Genomic DNA, 19,815 nt, shown 5'->3' on the forward strand with positions numbered 1-19,815 from the left:
CTAAAAAATGAAATTGTAGCTAACGCCAATGATCGTTGCTTTGCCATTCCAATCGGCACTGGTATTTCTCACGATGAACGGGCCACGGTTATGGATTTTATCTATTTGTAGCCTGACATCGCTTTGTTGACTGACACTGTATTTCCATCCAAGTGAAATGGACTGCTGTTCGTTTCTAGTTGATTTCAGATAGTTTTGTATGTGCGTTTCTAATTGTCCAACTATTGGATTTACGCTTGCTGATAGACCTGTTACAGGCGATGCTGAATGTAAGGGACGCACTTTGGCAAAGCTGATATACGGTATCCAAGACCGAATACGGTAAGCAATTGTCGCAAACGCCGCCATATTGGAGTTGAAGCCCCATGTTTGTGATTTCAATCGCCCTAACATGAACTGGGCTTGCATTGGCCCTTCGTCATAAACGATACCCGCCGATAAATACTGGATTTTCTTATCTTTAAAGGATAGATGGTTGGCCAAAGAGTTCGCCTCCGGACCAAATTGAGCAAATGCTGGTGACCTCAATGTAGTTAGTAAGTCCTGAAAGCTAGGAAACTCGCTATTAAATTTGAGCTCAGAATAGCCTATGCGCGCTAACCAAGATGAGGATTGATATTCGACATGCGTTCCCCATATGTGCGAGCCATCGATAGAGAAATATATATCAGGCGCGGCAGCCAACATGCGTTCACGTGCATTGCCTGCATAGACTTTGAACTTAACTTGATTATTCCCATGTGCATACTGAAACACGGCATCCGCACCATCAATATAGCTAACGATAAGTTCACCAAAGTATTCGACTGGTGGCCTAATCCAGATGTATGAATAAGCGACATTTCTTGAATCTGCTAGCGGGTAAACGTCAAATCCTAAACGACCGAATCGTAAGTCAATATCGTCTTGCGGACGATATTTGATGAATCCCCAGGTGATATCTGTTTGTAAATCTTTTTCACCGCGGTGTATGACCGCTTGTACGGCAGTCTCTAGTTGATCGCTCCAACGTCCTGTTACTTGCAATCCAACTAGCGAATCTAGACCAAAATCGAGTTGCTTGCGTTTACCCACACCATTCGATTGGAGTAGGTCACGCACATAATCGAATTGGCGACTACTGTTATAACTTGCACCTATCGTCCCAAAACCACTGAATTTGATTGAAGGATAGGCTTGCTCATTTGCCTCATCCTCTACAGGTTTCTCGGCATTTACTTCTTTCTTGTCTTGTTGAACGCTGGGAGCAGTATTTGGTGGAATGTTTTCTGAGATCACTTGCGCTGACCCAGTGGCGCTTAGCAATAGCCCGAATGCGTTGGTGATCGCCATCAATGCGAATAGGCTTGCGCGCGCAAAGTGGTTGGGACGTCGAATGAGGAATTGGCCAGAATGCGCTTTCATAGTACCCCGTGAAGAGTGAAATTGCTTCTTGATGCAAATACGCAATTTCATCTTACACAGTCACAAATCTGCTTGCAACGTCTTATTTTCTTGGGTGTATGAAAACGACAGTCTGCCAATATATGAACGAGGAATCGGACAAAAATACACTTCTATTTAGTGGGAAGCAAAGGCACTTTTACCGTCATCGCTAAATGGTAAGGAGCTTGATGGCGCTAGCATGTTCTAGATTGAATATGCTAGCCCAATTGGAGATTTACTTTACCGTAGCAACTTGAAGGATGAGCTTGCCAAAATTTCTACCGTCAAACAGCATCTGTAAAGCATTTGGAAACTCATCTAGACCTTGTACGATATCTTCGCGCGTATGAAATTGGCCTTGTGCCATCCATTGACTCATTTCTTTGATGGCTTCTGGATAGCGCTTGACGTAATCGAATACGACGATACCTTCCATTTTTGCGCGGTTCACGAGTAACGCGAGATAGTTGGATGGTCCTTTTATCGCTGTCGTGTTGTTGTACTGCGATATCGCGCCGCAAATAATAATGCGCGCTTTCATGTTGATGCGCGTGAGCACGGTATCAAGTATCTCGCCACCGACATTATCAAAATAGATGTCAACCCCATTGGGGCAATGTTCTTTCAAACCATCTTTAACTGAACTATTTTTGTAGTCAATACAGGCATCAAATCCGAGTTCATTCACAACAAAGTCGCATTTTTCTTTGCCACCTGCGATGCCGACTACGCGGCAGCCTTTGTGTTTGGCAACTTGACCTACAGTTTGACCTACCGCGCCAGCCGCACCCGATACCACGACGGTCTCTCCAGCCTTCGGCTGGCCAACATCAATGAGACCAAAATAGGCGGTCATGCCGGGCATGCCAAGCGCATTTAAATAAGCGGGTAGGGGGGCAAGTTGCGGATCTATTTTGTAGAACGCGCCATACTTGTCATCGGCTTTGCCTGTCCAGTATTCTTGAACACCAATACTGCCAGAGACATAGTCGCCAACTTGAAAGCGATCTGATTTAGATGCAATCACGATTCCAATCCCGCCAGCGCGCATCACTTCGTTGATTTCGACGGGGCGTATATACGACTTGCCGCCATTCATCCAACCACGCATGGCGGGATCAATCGAAAGGTATAAAGTTTTGATTTGGATTTCACCATCATTCACTGGTGGCAAGGCTTCTGATGTGTGTAGCCAATTGTCTGGCGTGGGAAAACCAAGCGGGCGAGCAGCGAGTCGAATTTGGTGATTCATGATAGTCATATTGCGATCTCCGAATGAAGTGATGGCGCGTGTAGTGAATTGATCTTGCACGCAGATTTTAAATGTCAAAAAATCAGAAGCGGAGACAGAATATACCCTAAATAGAACGACTGTGCTTTTATTTTGCAAAGCAATAAAAAGAAGCCGAACATGCGACAATGTGGGCTGTTTTTTTCTTTTCACTTTTTGCTTGTTAGGTTTTGTTTTTTCTATCTCAAGAAATCAATTATTTATGCGCCCAGAATATATCCTGACTTTATCTTGTCCCGATCAACGCGGTATCGTCCATAGCGTTTCTGGTTTTCTTACCAGTCACGGTTGCAATATTATTGATTCAGCGCAGTTTGGGGATGCACACTCGAAGTTGTTTTTCATGCGGGTTCATTTTTCGGTAGAGGAACTGGAAATTAACGAGCAAATCTTACGTCAAGAATTTAAAGAAGTGGCGCAAGCGTGGCAAATGGAATGGCAGTTACACGATGCGCATCACAAGCCGCGCTTGGTGTTGATGGTGTCGAAAATTGGTCATTGCTTGAATGATCTTTTGTTTCGCTACAAGAGCGGCTTACTGCCAGTAGAAATCAAGGCGATCATTTCTAATCACACCGATTTTTATCAATTGGCTGCAAGTTACAATATTCCTTTCCATCATTTGCCATTAGCGGCTGGTGCAAGTGCGGAAGAAAAACAGGCGCAGGAACAAAGAGTCTTAGAAGTCATCAACGCAAATCAAGCCGAGTTGGTGGTGTTGGCACGTTATATGCAAATACTTTCGAACTCCATGTGCCAAGCTTTAAACGGTCGTGCGATCAATATCCATCACTCATTTTTACCCAGCTTTAAAGGCGCTAAGCCCTATTATCAAGCTCATGATCGTGGTGTGAAATTGATTGGTGCGACCGCGCATTTTGTCACCGGTGATTTGGATGAGGGACCGATTATTGAACAAGACGTCGCGCGCGTCGATCATGCGATGGACCCAGAAAAATTGACGGCAATTGGTCGTGATGTGGAATGTGTGGTGTTGGCACGTGCAGTGAATTATTTTGTCGAGCATCGCATCTTATTGAATGGCCATAAGACGGTCGTGTTTAACTAAGCACGATTTTTTAAGACGTAATTGGAGCTTATGCACTTCATTCACATTCAAATTAGAAACTGGATTGAAGTCAAATAGCTAGCGCTAGTGATAGTGGAATTAATGAGTAAGCTTAATGAGCAAAATTGAACAGCAGGATTAAACAGCAGGATTAAACAGCAGGAATAAACAGCAGGAATAAGAATGGCATTGAAATCAACAATTTATAAAGCAGAACTGAATATTTCCGATATGGATCGTGGTTATTACGCGGATCATAGTTTAACCATCGCCCGTCATCCATCGGAAACGGATGAACGCATGATGGTACGCGTCGTCGCCTTCGCGTTGCATGCTTCTGAGCGCTTGAGTTTTGGTAAAGGCATTTCGGATACAGAAGAACCTGATTTTTGGGAAAAAGATTACACCGATGCCATCTTATTGTGGGGGGAAGTTGGACAACCCGACGACAGACGCTTGTTGAAAGCTTGTGGTCGTGCCGAAAAAGTGGTGGTCTATAGTTTTTCACATGCCAGCAATATCTGGTGGAAACAAATGAATAGCCGCCTTGATCGCGCAAAGAACTTATGCGTCAAAAATATGGCATCAGAAACGAGCCAAGAACTCGCCAAAATGGCTGCCCGCACAATGCAATTGCAGTGCACCATACAAGATGGTCAGATTTGGATGTCTGCGGGAGACCAATCGGTACAAATCGATCTGGAGACTTTTAAGGATTTTGAATAAGTAGGCGGATTGATTCTGTTGCCAACAATTAAGATAACAAGCTAAGACGGTGCTACCGTCCTAGCTTGTGAGCAAAATTGTTTATTGTGCAGATAAAGCGACGCCATTGGCATCGAAGTAGCCATCAAATAATATCGAGCTTAAATAACGCTCTCCAGAATCAGGCAATACTACAACAATCGTTTTACCTGCATTCTCAGGTAATTTGGCGAGGCGAACTGCTACTGCGGTGGCAGCGCCGCAAGAAATGCCAGCGAGTATGCCTTCTTCTTTTGCCAGTCTTTGTGCGTATTCAACTGCTTCTTCGTTGCTGACTTGCTCAATCAGATCAACTAAGGACAAGTCTAAAACGTCTGGCACAAATCCAGCACCAATACCTTGAATCTTGTGTGGCGCTGGTTTGATTTCTTGACCTGCGCGTTTTTGCGTTAATACTGGACTTGCGGTTGGCTCTACTGCCACCGTCTGAATTGCCTTCCCCTGTGTTTGTTTGATGTAGCGAGATACACCGGTAATGGTGCCGCCGGTGCCAACGCCAGAGACAAAGATGTCGACTTGACCTTCTGTATCGTTCCAGATTTCTGGACCAGTGGTTTTTTCGTGAATCGCTGGATTGGCAGGATTTTTGAATTGCTGGAGTAAGACGTAACGATCAGGATCGCTGGCACGAATTTCCTCTGCTTTGGCAATCGCACCATTCATGCCTTTTGCGCCTTCAGTCAGAATTAAGTTTGCACCGAATGCCACTAATAATTTACGACGTTCTATGCTCATCGTTTCTGGCATAGTCAACGTCAAGGGAGTGCCTCTTGCAGCGGCAACAAAAGCTAGTGCGATACCCGTATTGCCACTGGTTGGTTCGATTAATTCTTTTCCTGGGCCGAGCAAACCACGTGCTTCGGCATCCGCCACCATCGCTGCACCAATTCGGCATTTAACAGAATACGCAGGATTACGACCTTCGATTTTTGCCAAAATTGTCGCACCTGCACCATCGCTGATGCGTTGCAACTTGACTAGTGGGGTGCGACCAATAGAGTCCGCATTATTTTGATAGATAGGCATAATTTCCTCATCGCTAAGTTTGTTCAAGTGAGACACCGGCATTCGCCGTCAGCCACGTCGCAAGCAATTTGTGACTGCTGCGTAAGCGTCTCAAAGATAGACGATGAGAATAAGCCAGCTCAAATAAAACTCAAAAGAATATAAGGTCATATTCTTATATCGAATTGATGGCACAGCGTTTTACACGGCATGCCATCTTGAAAATCGTCGCATTTGTTGAACTCAATTGCCGAACTTGATTAACTAAGCTTGATTGACTCAATTATTTGATCGGTTGCAAAACAAATCGTTGGCGGGTGTTTACCTCAACTGCCTGTCGTGAATACAGTAAAGGAAAGTATTCACCTTTCGCCCATTTGTCTGCCAAATCGCGGTAATGTGGACTGCTTGGGTCGCCAGATTGTCCTGGCGCATTGATTGCGCGCGAGTTATCCCATTGCCCAACATCGACCACGACTCGAAATGAAGGACCATTGAGTTGTATGAAATCACTCAATCGATACGATGATTGATTGACGGTATTGGCACTACCACCACGAGGAAGTGGGCCGACATCAAATTGTGTTTTTGATGCGCTATCTAAAATCTTTGAGAATGGGTGTGCGAATACCGTTTTCTGTAGTTGTCCCCACTGCCAAGCGTGTTGATCTTTTCCTAGTGTTTGTTCAAGCGTTTTGTAAGCTTGCGTGAGACTATTGAGTAAGAGCTGATCACGGATTTTGTTTGCTTGTTCATCTTGATTTGTGCGTTCGAGATAGTTCAACATACCTGACATATCAGGCATGCTGGGTACCAAATTCGCTTGTGCGCCTAGCATTAATTCTTTATACGCTGGTGCCAAAGTTTGACTTAGCCAGAACTGAAATAGAGCTGCTGCTGCCGAATCTGCGGTTTCTTGATGATCCCATTGGAGTAACAGTTTCAGTGCTTTTTCGGTTGCTTTTGTATTGTCATCATCGGTTTGATGACGAGCTTGATTGTTGATTTTATTGTTGATCTGATTGTTGATTTGGATACGCTTCAAAATCTCTGTGATGCGTTTAGCAGGTAGCGACATCACATCATTTTGTAGACGCATGGAATCCTCGATTGAGAATTTTTTTGCTTGCGACAATACGGTAGCGATACGTTGGTAGCGTGCTGGGTGCGGCCATTCGAAGCCTAATTTGTGTTGTTGGTAGGGATAGCCCTTAGGTAAATTCATTTCATTTGCTGAAGCAAACCACCCTGATTTTGGCTGATAGCTAATTGGCAGCTTGTCGCCAGATAAAAAGCCCTCCCACTCATAACGTCCATCTCCAGGAACAGGTAATAAACCATCCCAATTTTTGTGTATTGGCGTCATGCCACCAGGAACCCAGCCAATATTTCCTTTGACATCCGCATAGACTTGGTTCTCTGTTGGTGCGCCCCAATGCAGCATGGCTTTCTTAAACTGGACAAAATTGGTGGCACGCATGTAATCAATACTGCCAAAATAAGGCGCCATTCCCGCCTGTAGCCAAGCCGTTCTCACCGCGTAGGCACGGTTTTTTTGATGGTCTTGAAAAATGATAGGGCCGTGACGTGTAAAGAGTAATTCTGCGGTTTGATCGGGACGGTCTTTGACTTTAAAACTTTCCGAAAGTGGCTTCATGTTTTCCCACTTGCCACGGTAGCGGTATTGCATGGGATTAGCGGGGTTTAACTCATAGACATATAAGTCTTCTTGATCAATCCCCATAATCGTCAAACCGAATGCGATGTTGCCATTATGTCCGATGGAAATTCCAGGTAATGCTGGTTCGCCCGCGCCAATCACATCTAAACCAGGCGCACTTAAATGCGTGATATAGCGTAAAGACGGCGCTGAGTAAGCGCGATGCGGGTCATTTGCCATGATCGCGCGACCAGTGCTGGTTTTGGACGGTGCGAGTACCCAGTTGTTACTGCCTTCCATTTGATCAGGGTTTGTTTCGTATAGCTTAGTGATGTTTGTATTAGGGGCTTCATTTGTTGCGGTTGTAGGCGTTTCAATTTGTGAGATACGCATATTCTGCTTATCAAAAACGACGTTCTGTGTCGCTAAACTGAATTGACGCAAGATGCCTTCGGGTAAACATGGGTCGAGGCCTGCGGGGAGTGTGGTTTTCCACTTAGGCGATAAATTTTGCCGTATTTCGTCTAATGCTAATTGACCGTTGCAAGCAAACTTTGCGCGATTCACTTCGGCGTTGAGGTTGCGAGTTAAGCCATGACTGCGGATACGCACCACGTCTTCAGCTTGCCATTTAGCCGGCAGATATTTCAGGATTTTAAATTCCGCGGGTAAGGCATGGTTGTTCTTACTGACATAATCGACATAGGCATTGATCCCAGCCACAAATTGTTTGGTGATGCGTTCGGCTTGTGCTCCGTAGGCATTCCATTCTTGTTTCATATCACCGCGGTAGAGGAATAAACGCGCGGCACGATCTTGTTCAAAGAAGCTGTAGCCAAATACTTCGGATAGTTGGCCGAGGCCACGTCTGCGCCATAGATCGAGCTGAAATAGGCGATCACGCGCAGCATTAAAGCCTTGTGCGAAAAACAAATCATCTTCATTCTTGGCATAAATATGCGGTACGCCCCATTGGTCGAGCAAAATCTCTGCGCTTTGGCTGATGCCATAGACTTGCCATTCTTGCGTGGTTTTAATCGGAGTTGATTTTTTCTGAGACGTATTTTGGGTGCTTGGTTTATTGGCATTGCTCGCATTTGCGCCCACTTGCGCATGGACTTGTGGCGAGCAGATGATGCCTAACAAGCCTAGCAGCATTAGTGCGTTGGTGAGTTTGAATTGATGTGGGGTGCGCAGGCTAAAATCTTCCACTAGGTTAATTTTGTTATTGATGATGGGTTTGTTGCCCTTGGGTAAGGCTAGCTTAAAGAGTCTCGACATATTTTTTCTAAAATGAGAATTTGAGTGCAATGTGAATTTGTATGGCTTGAGTATACGACCAATTAAAGTAATTTCATTCCCTTGATTTCGCATTTCATCGCAATGCTATCGATTCTTGTTGGCGATCTAACTAGTATGTCGATGACAAAATGCGATCATGTGTCTTCATTTGCGTGTTCATATCTGGCCCAGATTGGGAAGTCTGGGTTTAACCTAACCTGAAAACAATAAATCATGATGGAATCATCTACCAATACTGGAAGCTCGGGCAGTGCGGGCGGTGCCAGCAGCGTCAATAGCACTTTCCCTAATCCTTCTGCTGTTCTAAAACCTATTCTGAAGCCAATCTCGGCGAGTGAGCGTATTCAAGCTTTAGACGTGATACGTGGCTTTGCCTTAATTGGTATTTTCTTCATGAACATTGAATGGTTTAACCGCTCATTCTTGACGATGGGGACGGGAATCCCGAGTAATGTACACGGCATAGACTGGTTGGCCAGTTATTTTGTGAACTTCTTTGTGGCTGGTAAGTTCTGGACTATTTTTTCTTTGCTGTTTGGAATGGGTTTCGCGGTGATGCTGACGCGCTCAGAAGAAACAGGGCGAGCATTTATCAAGCCCTATATTCGCCGCATCATTGCATTAGCAATCTTTGGTATTTTGCATAATGTCTTATTGTGGCCTGGCGATATTTTGTATAGCTATGCGTTCACTGCGGCTGGCTTGTTGATTATTTTATTTGGTCAGTGGAAATGGATAGTAGCGAGTATAGTCGGTCTGATTGGCTTCTGTTTTATCCCCGGTATGGGATCATTTGCTGCGGTGGTTGGTGGTATCGCTTTTATGGGATTCATCGCAATTTTTATTCGTAATGAACGAATTGTTTCCTTCCTTGGTATGAAGATGCCATTGTTTTCTGCGATTTGCTTGGTCATCACGATACTTGTGAGTTTGGCTGCGTTAGCAAGTTGGTTTGTGCCTGCAATGCGCGAAGGACGAAATGGTTTGACTGGAATGTCAGCTGCGTTCTTGATCATCACATTTTTATCAGCAAAATATCATCAGCCAGCGGAAGCGCGATTTTGGCGTGCTGGTGTATTGATTTATAGCTTGCCTTTTGTGATTGGCATGGTGTTTGGAGTGATCGCCTATCAGCAACCTTTGACTAGCGTTTTTAATTCAGCAGAAGCAGTCAAATTAGCTGCAGAAAAGCAAGCGAAAAAAGAAGCCGACGAAGCTGCAGAAAAATTGGCAAAGCTTAATCCTACAAGCAGCACAAAAAAGGATGAAAGCAAAGAGGATAAAAAGCTTCCAAAATCCGAAGCGCAAAAGAAACTGGAACGCGATGCAGATACGATTAATCGTATCAATGAAAATCGTAAAGAAATCGAAAAAGATTTGAAGGCGATGACGCAGGCGAACTATCCTGATTTTGTGAAGCATCGCTTTGCGGATTTCATGGATGCTCCATTTGGTAGCGCGGGACAAGCATTTGCAGCGATTGCTTTATTTTTGATCGGTGTCTGGTTTGTTCGTGCCAAAGTAATTACCAAGGCTGCGGAAAATTTATCGCTATTCCGTCACATCGCTTTATTAGGATTGCCTGTGGGGTGGGGATTGAGTTTACTGGCAAGTAGTATCGCAGTGAGTCATGCGCCAGGTGTATCAGGCGATGGTTGGCAATTAACACAAATGATTTTGAATTTAGCGAATCTGCCGACTTGTCTTGCTTATGTCAGTATCATTGTGTTGATGTTATATAGCGGTTCCGCATTGGCTAAGATTCAGGTGTTGGCACCATTTGGTCGTATGGCATTGACGAATTATTTGATGCAATCGGTGATTCAAGCAAGTTTCTTTTACGGTTGGGGATTGGGGCAATTCGGCCTCGGTCGCGCGCAACAATTAGGCTTTGCGATTGCGGTAATTTGCTTGCAAGTTTTGTTCAGCCATTGGTGGTTAGGCCGTTTCCGCTATGGCCCTTTGGAATGGGTATGGCGTGCGGTCACTTATTGGGAATTGCCTGCGATGAGAGTCGAACATAAGGGTTTGACTCCTCACTTGGGTTAGTCAATATCAATGCTAGCGAGGATTGTTTAGTCATGATTAGATGATTTAAAAATGCCAATATGGTTTGCAATTAAGGCATAATTCATCTAAGGCTAGTCAAATAAACGCGGGTTAAAAAGCGTCACGATACAGGTCGTGGCGCTTTTTGATTTATGCGACTTGTGTCTGATCTAACAAGTTCATTTATATCGAGGAAGATATGCATAGAGATGTAGAAAATGAATCCAGCGTGATGCTGAATTTGACGGTTGAGCCAATGGTTGCGCCAGCAGTTGCTCCAGTAGATGCGCCAGTTGCGGCACCGGTTCAGGTTCAAGACAGAATCGCGATTCTCGATGTGATTCGAGGGTTTGCTTTGATTGGTATTTTCCTCATGAATATCGAGTTTTTTAACCGCTCTGTCGGTGAGCTTAGTGACGGTATGCCAGTCGGATTGAGTGGCGCCAACTGGCTGGCTTCTTACTTTGTCGCGTATTTTGTTGCGGGTAAATTTTGGACGATTTTCTCCTTATTGTTTGGTATGGGATTCGCGCTGATGTTGATGCGCGCAGAAGAAAAGGGACAAGATTTTTTTAAGACGTATTTTCGTCGTTTGCTTGCCTTGGCGACTTTCGGTGTATTGCATTACATCTTTATTTGGCCTGGTGATATTTTGTTTAGCTATGCGATAGCGGCATGTGGTTTATTAGTTGTCTTGTTCGGTAAAGCGCGTTGGATTGTTTTGGGTGTGATCGCTTTGGGTTTGGTCGCGGCGATCCCTGCGTTAAATAAAGTTGCTGCAATTGCGACCGCACTGGCATTGTTTGGCGTGATGGCATTTCTGCTTAGAAATGACAAGACCTTAATTGTATTTGCAAAACCACGTCCGATTATCGCGGTCATACTTTATGTGGTGGGTGCGCTGTTGTTTTTAATTGGTGTAACCAGTCTTGTAGTGACTACTATGAGTTCCGCTCGTCCTAGTTTGGTGTTTGGATTGTTTGTGTTATTGATCGCTTTTGTACTTGATCGTGCGCATCAGCCCAAACAAGCACGCAGTTGGAAAATTGGTAGCTTGTTGTATACCTCTTTATTTTTATCGATGGCGATAGGTGGCGCCGCGCAGTATTGGGGGGCTGGAAAAACTCAAGTACAAGCAGCTAACCAAACGCAGCAAGCTAGCTCAACAGTAGTTAGCGCATCGGCACAAGCAAACGAGGAAGTAAAAACAGACGCAGAAGCTAAAAATACGGCATCAGATAAAGCTCCAATCATCGCGAGTGCTTCAGAAAAGAACAAAGCGAGCGAGAAAGAAGAGAATAAAAAGAAAGAAGCTGAGCGCCTTCAAAAACAGTTAGAAGATAACCGTCGAGAAGTGGCGATTCTGTCTAAAGGAACTTATGCCGAAGCTTTAGCGTTTCGTGTTAGAGAGCTTTCTGAAAACTGGACAAATGTTGCGATTTTTAGTGTGCTGATTAACTGTATGTTCTTGATTGGATACTGGTTTGTGCAATCGGGCATTATGCGCGATACGAAAGCACATTTACCTAAATTTAAGAAAATGGCTTTACTCGGATTACCTTGCGGGATAGGTTTGGGAATCGCTGGGAGTTTTATTACAACCTCGGCGGTTCCTGGTTTAGAAAATGATCCGTATATGTTCGCAATGGCCTTGATTTATCTTGGTAACTTGCCCGCGTGTTTGGGCTATGTCGGTTTGCTTGTGTTGATGTTTCATAGCACTGGCGTGTTTTCGAAAGTGAAATTGCTTGCACCTTATGGACGTATGGCTTTGACCAATTACTTGTCGCAGTCTGTGATTTGTTCGGTGATTTTTTACAGCTACGGTTTAGGTTATTACGGAATGCAGCGCGCGCATCAAGTTGCTGTGGTGCTGATCGTCGTGGTGCTACAAATATTATTTAGCCACTGGTGGTTAAGTAAATTCCGTTATGGACCAATGGAGTGGTTGTGGCGTGCGATTACCTATTGGAAGCTTCCTGCACTCAAGAATTAATTCGTTGACTAAATACAGATTAGCTTTTCGCAAAAATAAAAAACGGGCAAACTAAAGTGGCCCGTTTTCTATTTCGCTTGTTATCCCGTTTATTTCTTCAAGACTTTGCGTAGCCAAAATCCAATATCCATAATTTCTTGTGGCGATACGGAATGCTGCATCCAATAATCATGCCACTCAACTGGATAACCCAAGCTTACCAGCAGATCGCGAGATTGCTGTGCACGTTGGATAGGAATTACTGGATCAACCGTGCCGTGTACCAAGAAAATCGAGGTGTTTTGATTGGCAGGGTGGCGTTCCTCTGCAATTTTGTCTGCTAAAGGAACATAGCCAGACAAGCCCATAATACCGGCCAATTTTTGAGGATGACGTAAGCCTGTTTGCAGACTCATTGCACAACCTTGTGAGAATCCTGCCAAGATGATGTTTTCTGTGGCAATGCCACGCGCATTTTCGCGTGTGATCAAAGCTTCGACTTGTTGTTGCGATTGGCGCAGCCCCGATTCGTCTTCGCGTTTATTGATGTCGGTACCAGCCGCTGCGATGTCATACCAAGCACGCATGATATAACCACCGTTTAAGGTAACCGGAATCTGCGGTGCGTTGGGGAATATAAAGCGAATGGCGGGGCAATCACGCAAATCTAATTCTTTGACGATAGGCACAAAGTCGTTTGCATCAGCACCTAAGCCGTGCATCCAAATAATCGCGGCACTGGGATTCGCACCGCTTTCAATTTCGACGGTTTCTAACAGAGTATTGGTCATGATGTGAGTGAAAATGTTTAGACGTCAGACTTCTTTACACGTATTGCAGATTTAGGGCGGAATGCTTTGCAAACCGCTTCGTGGGTCTCAACATAAGGACCACCGATGAGATCGATGCAATACGGGATCGCGGCAAAAATACCTGCGACAAGTTGCTTACCATCTGCGTCTTTTAAGCCTTCTAAGGTTTCCTTAATTGACTTTGGTTGGCCTGGTAAGTTTAAGATTAAAGCTGCATGATCAGCGGTCTCGCGAATCACCGCAACTTGACGCGACAAAATTGCAGTCGGCACAAAATGCAGACTGACCTGGCGCATCTGTTCACCAAAACCAGGCATCTCTTTGGTCGCTACTGCCAAGCTAGCTTCTGGGGTGACATCGCGGCGTGCCGGTCCAGTGCCACCCGTGGTAATAACCAGATCGCATCGGGCCTGATCAACTAAATCGATTAAGGCTTGCTCGATTGCAGGACGCTCATCTGGAATCAAACGCGTTTCCATCACCCAAGGCGTGCTGAGTGCGCTACTAAACCAAGCTTCCAAAGCTGGCAAACCTTGGTCTTGATAAACGCCACTAGAAGCGCGATCAGATACCGAAACGAGTCCAATACGCAGCGGGCGATCTAAATCAGTTGTCGTCATCGTCAGAGTCTTCGTCGTTTTCTGCATCTGCGTCAGATGCATGCGCGGCTTTATTCTTGTTTTGAATTTCTTTCAGAATCTGAAAGATTTCACGATAGGCTTTGGGTGGTTTGTTTTCCGCTTGCTCTTTACGTGCATTGCGAATTAAGGTGCGCAAATGTTGCACATCGAGCTCTGGGTTTTCTGCCATCAATTCCGTTAAGGCTTCGTCTTTTGCGAGTAGCTTTTCACGTTTGCGTTCCAAAGCATGCATGGCGGCTGTTTCGGATTTGGATGCACCTTTCCAGCTATCGATGGTTTTTTGAATCAGCGCAACTTCTTCTTCATCCAAAGTACGCATTTTTTTGCCGACGAATTGCATTTGACGGCGACGACCTTCGTGGTTGGTAATCGTTTGACATTCTAGAATGGCATCACGCACATCTTCAGGCATGGGAACACGTTTAACGCGATCGCGTGGAGCATCAACCAATTCTTGTCCAAGTTTCTGTAACGCCGTCATTTGGCGTTTGAGCTCGGATTTGGATGGACGGTCGTATTCTTGTTCAAACTCGTTGGACTGATAGCCGCAAGAGCCTCGATTCGGATTTGGCATTGGTAAATCTTCTATAAACTTATTGAAACGACTGCTATGATACTCTCTTTATCCTTTCAGCTAAAGAAACAGAAGCTATGTCTAAACCAGTTTTTACCCATACTCAGGATCAATTCAAGCAAATTACCCAAGATATGTTACGCATCGCACGTAACAAAGGGGCAACAGATGCGGCGGTAGAAGTGAGTGAAGGTGGTGGATTGTCGATTAGTGTGCGCAAAGGCAAGGTCGAAACGATAGAGCAAAATCGCGACAAAGGCATAGGAATCACGGTTTATGTAGGTAAGAAGCGTGGAAATGCTAGCACTTCTGATTTTTCTGCTAAGTCTTTAGAAGATACGGTTGAGGCAGCTTATAACATCGCGCGTTTCACCGCAGAAGATGATTGTGCGGGTTTGCCGGATGCAGAGATGCTAGAAATGCAGCCACAAGATTTGAAATTATTTCATCCTTGGCTGATCACGGCAGAACAAGCCATTGAGCTTGCTCGTCGTACGGAGGCCGCAGCTTATGCGGTCGATAAACGTATCAGCAATTGCGAAGGTGCTAGCGTCCATGCGCAGCAATCGCATTTTGTCGCAGCTAACTCGCGTGGTTTTGTTAGTGGATATCCTTTTTCACGCCACACGATTTCGGTCGCGCCGATTGCCGGTAGGGGATCGAAGATGCAGCGTGATGATTGGTATAGCTCGCACCGTAATCCAAAGAAAATCTCAAGCCCAGAAGCCATTGGTCGCTACGCCGCAGAACGTGCGCTAGCACGTTTGAACGCACGCACTATTGATACGCGTAAGTGTCCGGTATTATTCGAGGCACCCTTGGCCGCCGGATTATTAGGTGCTTTTGTACAAGCTGTTTCTGGTGGAGCTTTGTATCGTAAATCAACTTTCTTACTTGATACGCTAGGCAAGCAAGTTTTCCCGAATCACATTCAAATAGTTGAAGATCCGCATGTACTCGGCGCGGTAGGTTCCTCTCCCTTTGATGATGAAGGTGTGAAAACGATCAAGCGCGAGGTGGTGACAAATGGGGTGTTGAATGGCTACTTCCTTTCAACATATTCAGCGCGCAAATTGGGCATGCAAACTACGGGAAATGCTGGTGGTTCGCATAACTTAAGTTTGACTTCGGATCTGACCAAGCGTACCGATCATTTTGCACAAATGCTGAAAAAAATGGGCACAGGTTTGTTGGTGACCGAGTTGATGGGGCAGGGCGTGAATTATGTCACTGGCGACTATTCACGTGGGGCATCGGGATTTTGGGTAGAAAATGGTGTGATTCAGTACCCAGTGGAAGAAATCACGATTGCTGGCAATATGCGTGACATGTTTCAAAATATCATCGCGATTGGCAACGATACACTGACGCGCGGCACAAAAACGACGGGTTCGATCTTGATCGAAGGCATGACCGTCGCTGGAAATTAAACAAGTCACAATCAATCAAAGGCGAATTGAAAATCGCAATGCACAAAATAGAATGATTGCTTGTGTAATCAATAATTCATAAAATGCACTGGAAATGTAAGTCTGTGCCGACAGATCATGTTCTCGCAGACTTAGTTTGACTCACTCTTTACACCAATAAAAATGGAGATCGCATGGAACGTCGTTCGTTTTTGAAAAAAGCAGCTGTAGGCGCAACTGCCGCTAGTGTGGCAGCACCAAGTTTGGCTGCGGATGCATTGCCAACCTTAACTTGGCGTTTAGCTTCAAGTTTTCCGAAAAACTTAGACACGATCTATGGAGCTGCAGAAACATTTTGTAATCGCGTAAAGGAATTAACGGACGGTAAATTTACTATTCGTCCATATGCGGCGCCCGAACTGGTGCCTTTTAATGCGGTATTGGATGCTGTCAAAGATGGAACCGTAGAAATGGGGCATACAGCCTCCTACTATTATTACGGTAAAGATGCGACATTTGCTTTCGACTGTGCAGTGCCATTTGGCCTCAATTCACGTCAACAAACAGCATGGATGTTGCAGGGAAATGGCATGAAGTTGATGCGTGAGTTCTTTGCCGAGCATAACGTCGTTAATTTTTTGGGTGGAAATACCGGTACTCAAATGGGTGGTTGGTTTCGTAAAGAAGTGAAAAGCGTTGAAGATTTAAAGGGCTTAAAATTTCGTGTGGGTGGCTTCGCTGGTAAAGTATTAGCGAAGTTGGGCGTGGTGCCCGTGCAGGTGGCTGGTGGTGAGATTTACACCTCGCTAGAAAAAGGCACAATCGACGCCGCTGAGTGGGTAGGCCCCTACGACGATGAAAAACTCGGCTTTAACAAGGTAGCAAAGGTTTATCACTATCCGGGCTGGTGGGAAGGCGGTGCGCAATTGTCTTTCTATGTCGGTAAAAAAGAATGGGATAAATTACCCAAGCTGTATCAGGCGGCGATTGAAACCGCCAGCTTAGAAGCACATGTACAAATGCAGGCCAAGTATGATGCGCGGAATCCGTCTGCGTTGGCGCGGCTGATGCAAAATAAAACGATCTTAAAACCTTTCCCGCAGTCAGTGATGGAAGCCTGTTTTAATGCTGCGCAAGAGACTTTCACCGAAGAGGCGGCTAAAAATCCGAAGTTTAATAAAGTGTATGTGGATTGGATGGCTTTCCGTCACAATCAAAGTCAATGGTTTAATGTGGCGGAACAAACTTTTGCACGATTTAATATGATGCGTAAGTTGAAATAAAATAGTTTCAAATAAAAAAACGCTCGCTAAATTTTCTGTTTAGCGAGCGTTTTTTTATTGCAAAATTGGGTCAAACTTGGCGATTGTGCCAATCAATAATTCTGTGTAGGCGATTTGCGATAGCGCGTCCTACAGTATCTGGATGCAATGAGTGCCGTATATCTAACATTGCTTGCTGGCCTAATTGCTCACGTAATTCAGGTTTATCCAATAGTCGTTGAATACAACTAGCAGCGTGTTCTATGTCCGCCTCTGCCCATAAGGGGCCTGCGGGATACGCGCCAATAGTCTTTTCCAATGGTTTAAGTTGGAATTTGACTGGCATAGAATTTTTTTCAGTCATGAAGTCCATATTGGCAGACCAACCCGTGGCAACTACGGCTTTTCCTAAGTACATCATTTCTGCAGGAGCCAAGCCAAAGCCTTCTGCGCGATGTAAAGAAATCAGAATATCGCAGCAAGATTGTAGGTCCCAAGTTTGTTGACGCGTCAAAAAGTCGTCGATCATGACGGTATTAGGTAAATCGCTCAAATAATCGCTGAGTTCTTGCGATGCTTCAGGATGTTTATCGCGATTGATCGTTTTAACAACCAAGACTGCATCATCACGGCCTTGGGTAGCAAGACGGAAGGCTGCAATGGCTGCTTTCGGGTTTTTGCGGTGCTGATAAGAATGAAAATCATACATTACTAGAGCGAGTACTTTGTTCTCAGGCAGACCAAAACTGCTGCGCCGTACATCTGGCGACGGTTCAAATTGCAATGCATGTGGGAAGACCATGACCGGTACTGGAGATACTTCAGCCACAGCATCACGTACAAATTGTGATGGGACCCAAACTTCATTCAATCCGGCAAATGCGGCAATATGCGCGGCTGGGATTTGAGGTTGTTCCCAATGCCAGAAGCCAATTTTGTAGCTGCTCTTATGATCTAAACTTTGTAAGTGCTTGAACGTGTTCTCAGTTTGATCTGCGTTCACGTACAGTAAGTCGATTTCAAAATGCTCTTTAGATGCATTTTTCAAAGCCTGTGTGTCTCGCTGTAAATTAGAAGATTGAAAGCCAACATCAATCACCGAGTAGGGGACATTAACCGCTGAGCATGCGCGAGCTAAAGAACGAGCGGCTTCACCTACACCTAACTCAGCCGCGATATAGCCAATTAAATTGATGCCGCAAGTGGTAATCGGTTTGCGCTGGATTTCGGTTACTTGTTTTGTGGCAGTATTGAGATTACTGCTTACAGTTACTGGCGGTTTTTTTGCTATCGCTAGGGAATCTGTTCTCCCTAAGATATTTTGTAGCAGGCGCCAAAGTGGCCAGAATAAGACGCGACGTATCCAACGTGGTTGCTTTCTACTTTCAGGCGAAAGCGCAACACCCAACAATAAACGATAGTAGCCGCGTGTGGTTCCTACGATTTGGCGATAGCGTTTTAGCGCATCTGCCTCTGGTTTGCGCCATAAAAAGTAATCGTAAATTTTTTCTATACGAGCATTTGTTTCAGGATTGTCGGCAACAGTGGTATCGATTGTTTGTGCAAAGGGTCTTTGTTTTAAAGCGTTTCTGAAAGCTTCATTTTCGCGGAAGTAAGTACGTGTCTTCTCTGGAATAGGTCGTCCATCTTGAAAGAAGCCAAAGCCATAAGGTAGGTTGCGATATTTTTCTATGCCATTATTACGTACAGTTTCACTATATTCCATCGCCAAACGGGTGACTAATGGATTCATATTGTCCAGCGTGTAGCGATTCTGATGTTTGGAAAAAGCTTGTGGATTGGAAGGATTTAGACCACTAAAGTGGAAGAACACCAAACGCTCGCCATTGACCGACAGTGTTCCATCCGTATTTTTTGTCACATCTCTTTGTGCCAGATTCCAATAGGCGACGTTATAACCATGGTGACGCAAAATGTTCACTTGCTCAAATAGAGTTGGAACCAAGTCCATCCAACTTTGATCCACAAAAATGCCACGACTGAAATCAACGACACAGTCACGTTCTAATTTTCCTTGCCACCAATGCAGAAAATGACGCGTTATCGCTTGATTGCTGATCGCGCAGAATCCCAAATTGTAGGTGCCCGCATTGCGTATTTGTAGTTCAGTCGGATTTTTATCGTCCGTCATCGGTGCTAATAAATGCGGCGTCAGAATGATGCTAGTCCCGCAGGAAAGCAAGTCGCTAATTTCGGTCAAGGGACTGTAAAGATAGATATCGGGATCAATATACAAAACCTCTTCGTAACCAGCGTCGAGCAGGTGTTCTAAGGCCCAAGGTTTGACCGCTGTATTCAATTCCAAAATGGTGTATTGGAATGCAAATTCATCACCGAATGGCAAGTTTAATTGCGACATGGCCAGCGTAGTGAACTCTTCTTTTAACTCCGAGGCATATGATAAATCAGTATCGACAATGACGCAGTAGCGTTCCGCATGCGGATGATGTATTGCGACACTTTGCATTAGACTACGGGCAAAGTGTAGATAGTTATTTGAAACGATAGTGATGATGGCTTGCTTTTTCATTGGGTAGTTGAGTATGTACAGATAA

The 19,815-nt window shown here is 44.9% G+C and carries 14 protein-coding genes; 6 read left to right on the forward strand and 8 right to left on the reverse strand.

From position 1 onward, the window contains the following. Nucleotides 1-1,404, reverse strand: coding sequence for a hypothetical protein (locus IE103_RS12625; RefSeq protein ID WP_189346494.1), 1,404 nt, complete (start codon nucleotides 1,402-1,404; stop codon nucleotides 1-3). Nucleotides 1,405-1,660: 256 nt separating this feature from the next. Further along, nucleotides 1,661-2,686 carry an NADP-dependent oxidoreductase gene (locus IE103_RS12630; RefSeq protein WP_189346495.1) on the reverse strand — a complete coding sequence of 342 codons (1,026 nt, stop codon included), beginning with the start codon at nucleotides 2,684-2,686 and terminating at the stop codon, nucleotides 1,661-1,663. 232 nt (nucleotides 2,687-2,918) lie between these two features. Between IE103_RS12630 and purU the strand changes: the two genes are divergently transcribed. After that, on the forward strand, nucleotides 2,919-3,785 hold the full coding sequence (gene purU, locus IE103_RS12635; RefSeq protein WP_189346496.1) for a formyltetrahydrofolate deformylase: 867 nt from the start codon (nucleotides 2,919-2,921) through the stop codon (nucleotides 3,783-3,785). A gap of 183 nt (nucleotides 3,786-3,968) precedes the next feature. After that, nucleotides 3,969-4,511, forward strand: coding sequence for a YaeQ family protein (locus tag IE103_RS12640; protein WP_189346497.1), 543 nt, complete (start codon nucleotides 3,969-3,971; stop codon nucleotides 4,509-4,511). 81 nt (nucleotides 4,512-4,592) lie between these two features. On the opposite strand, the gene cysK is transcribed toward IE103_RS12640, so the two are convergent. Both cysK and IE103_RS12650 read right to left on the reverse strand, forming a co-directional pair. Then, nucleotides 4,593-5,576: a cysteine synthase A gene (gene cysK, locus IE103_RS12645; protein WP_189346498.1), complete on the reverse strand. Its 984-nt coding sequence runs from the start codon at nucleotides 5,574-5,576 to the stop codon at nucleotides 4,593-4,595. A gap of 262 nt (nucleotides 5,577-5,838) precedes the next feature. Further along, nucleotides 5,839-8,496, reverse strand: a complete 2,658-nt coding sequence (locus IE103_RS12650; protein ID WP_229827269.1) for a penicillin acylase family protein — start codon at nucleotides 8,494-8,496, stop codon at nucleotides 5,839-5,841. Between the two features lie 234 nt (nucleotides 8,497-8,730). On the opposite strand from IE103_RS12650, the gene IE103_RS12655 reads away from it, so the two are divergent. Together IE103_RS12655 and IE103_RS12660 are read left to right on the forward strand one after the other, a co-directional pair. Then, nucleotides 8,731-10,566, forward strand: coding sequence for a DUF418 domain-containing protein (locus IE103_RS12655; RefSeq protein WP_189346499.1), 1,836 nt, complete (start codon nucleotides 8,731-8,733; stop codon nucleotides 10,564-10,566). 199 nt (nucleotides 10,567-10,765) lie between these two features. Next, nucleotides 10,766-12,562, forward strand: coding sequence for a DUF418 domain-containing protein (locus IE103_RS12660; RefSeq protein ID WP_189346500.1), 1,797 nt, complete (start codon nucleotides 10,766-10,768; stop codon nucleotides 12,560-12,562). Nucleotides 12,563-12,651: 89 nt separating this feature from the next. Here IE103_RS12660 and IE103_RS12665 read toward each other — a convergent pair whose 3' ends face one another. From IE103_RS12665 to yjgA, 3 genes are read right to left on the reverse strand one after another with little or no spacing between them, the layout of a single operon-like run. Then, entirely contained in the window at nucleotides 12,652-13,332 is a 681-nt protein-coding gene (locus tag IE103_RS12665) for an alpha/beta hydrolase (protein WP_189346501.1), read from the reverse strand. Between the two features lie 17 nt (nucleotides 13,333-13,349). After that, entirely contained in the window at nucleotides 13,350-13,973 is a 624-nt protein-coding gene (mog, locus tag IE103_RS12670) for a molybdopterin adenylyltransferase (RefSeq protein WP_189346502.1), read from the reverse strand. Next, complete coding sequence (gene yjgA / locus IE103_RS12675) at nucleotides 13,960-14,568, reverse strand: ribosome biogenesis factor YjgA (protein ID WP_189346503.1); 609 nt, start codon at nucleotides 14,566-14,568, stop codon at nucleotides 13,960-13,962. The genes mog and yjgA overlap by 14 nt, the downstream gene beginning before the upstream one ends. 77 nt (nucleotides 14,569-14,645) lie before the next feature. Here yjgA and pmbA point away from each other — a divergent pair, with 77 nt between their 5' ends. Next, the gene (pmbA, locus tag IE103_RS12680; protein ID WP_189346504.1) at nucleotides 14,646-15,998 is read left to right on the forward strand and encodes a metalloprotease PmbA; all 1,353 of its coding nucleotides are present in this window, start codon (nucleotides 14,646-14,648) and stop codon (nucleotides 15,996-15,998) included. Nucleotides 15,999-16,171: 173 nt separating this feature from the next. Next, complete coding sequence (locus IE103_RS12685) at nucleotides 16,172-17,260, forward strand: TRAP transporter substrate-binding protein (protein WP_189346505.1); 1,089 nt, start codon at nucleotides 16,172-16,174, stop codon at nucleotides 17,258-17,260. A 70-nt stretch (nucleotides 17,261-17,330) separates the two neighbouring features. Here the strand turns inward: IE103_RS12685 and IE103_RS12690 are convergent, their stop codons facing one another. Then, nucleotides 17,331-19,790: a glycosyltransferase gene (locus tag IE103_RS12690; RefSeq protein ID WP_189346506.1), complete on the reverse strand. Its 2,460-nt coding sequence runs from the start codon at nucleotides 19,788-19,790 to the stop codon at nucleotides 17,331-17,333. Nucleotides 19,791-19,815 lie beyond the last annotated feature (25 nt).

The organism is Affinundibacterium macrobrachii, from assembly GCF_014652415.1.
GTDB lineage: Bacteria > Pseudomonadota > Gammaproteobacteria > Burkholderiales > Burkholderiaceae_D > Undibacterium > Undibacterium macrobrachii.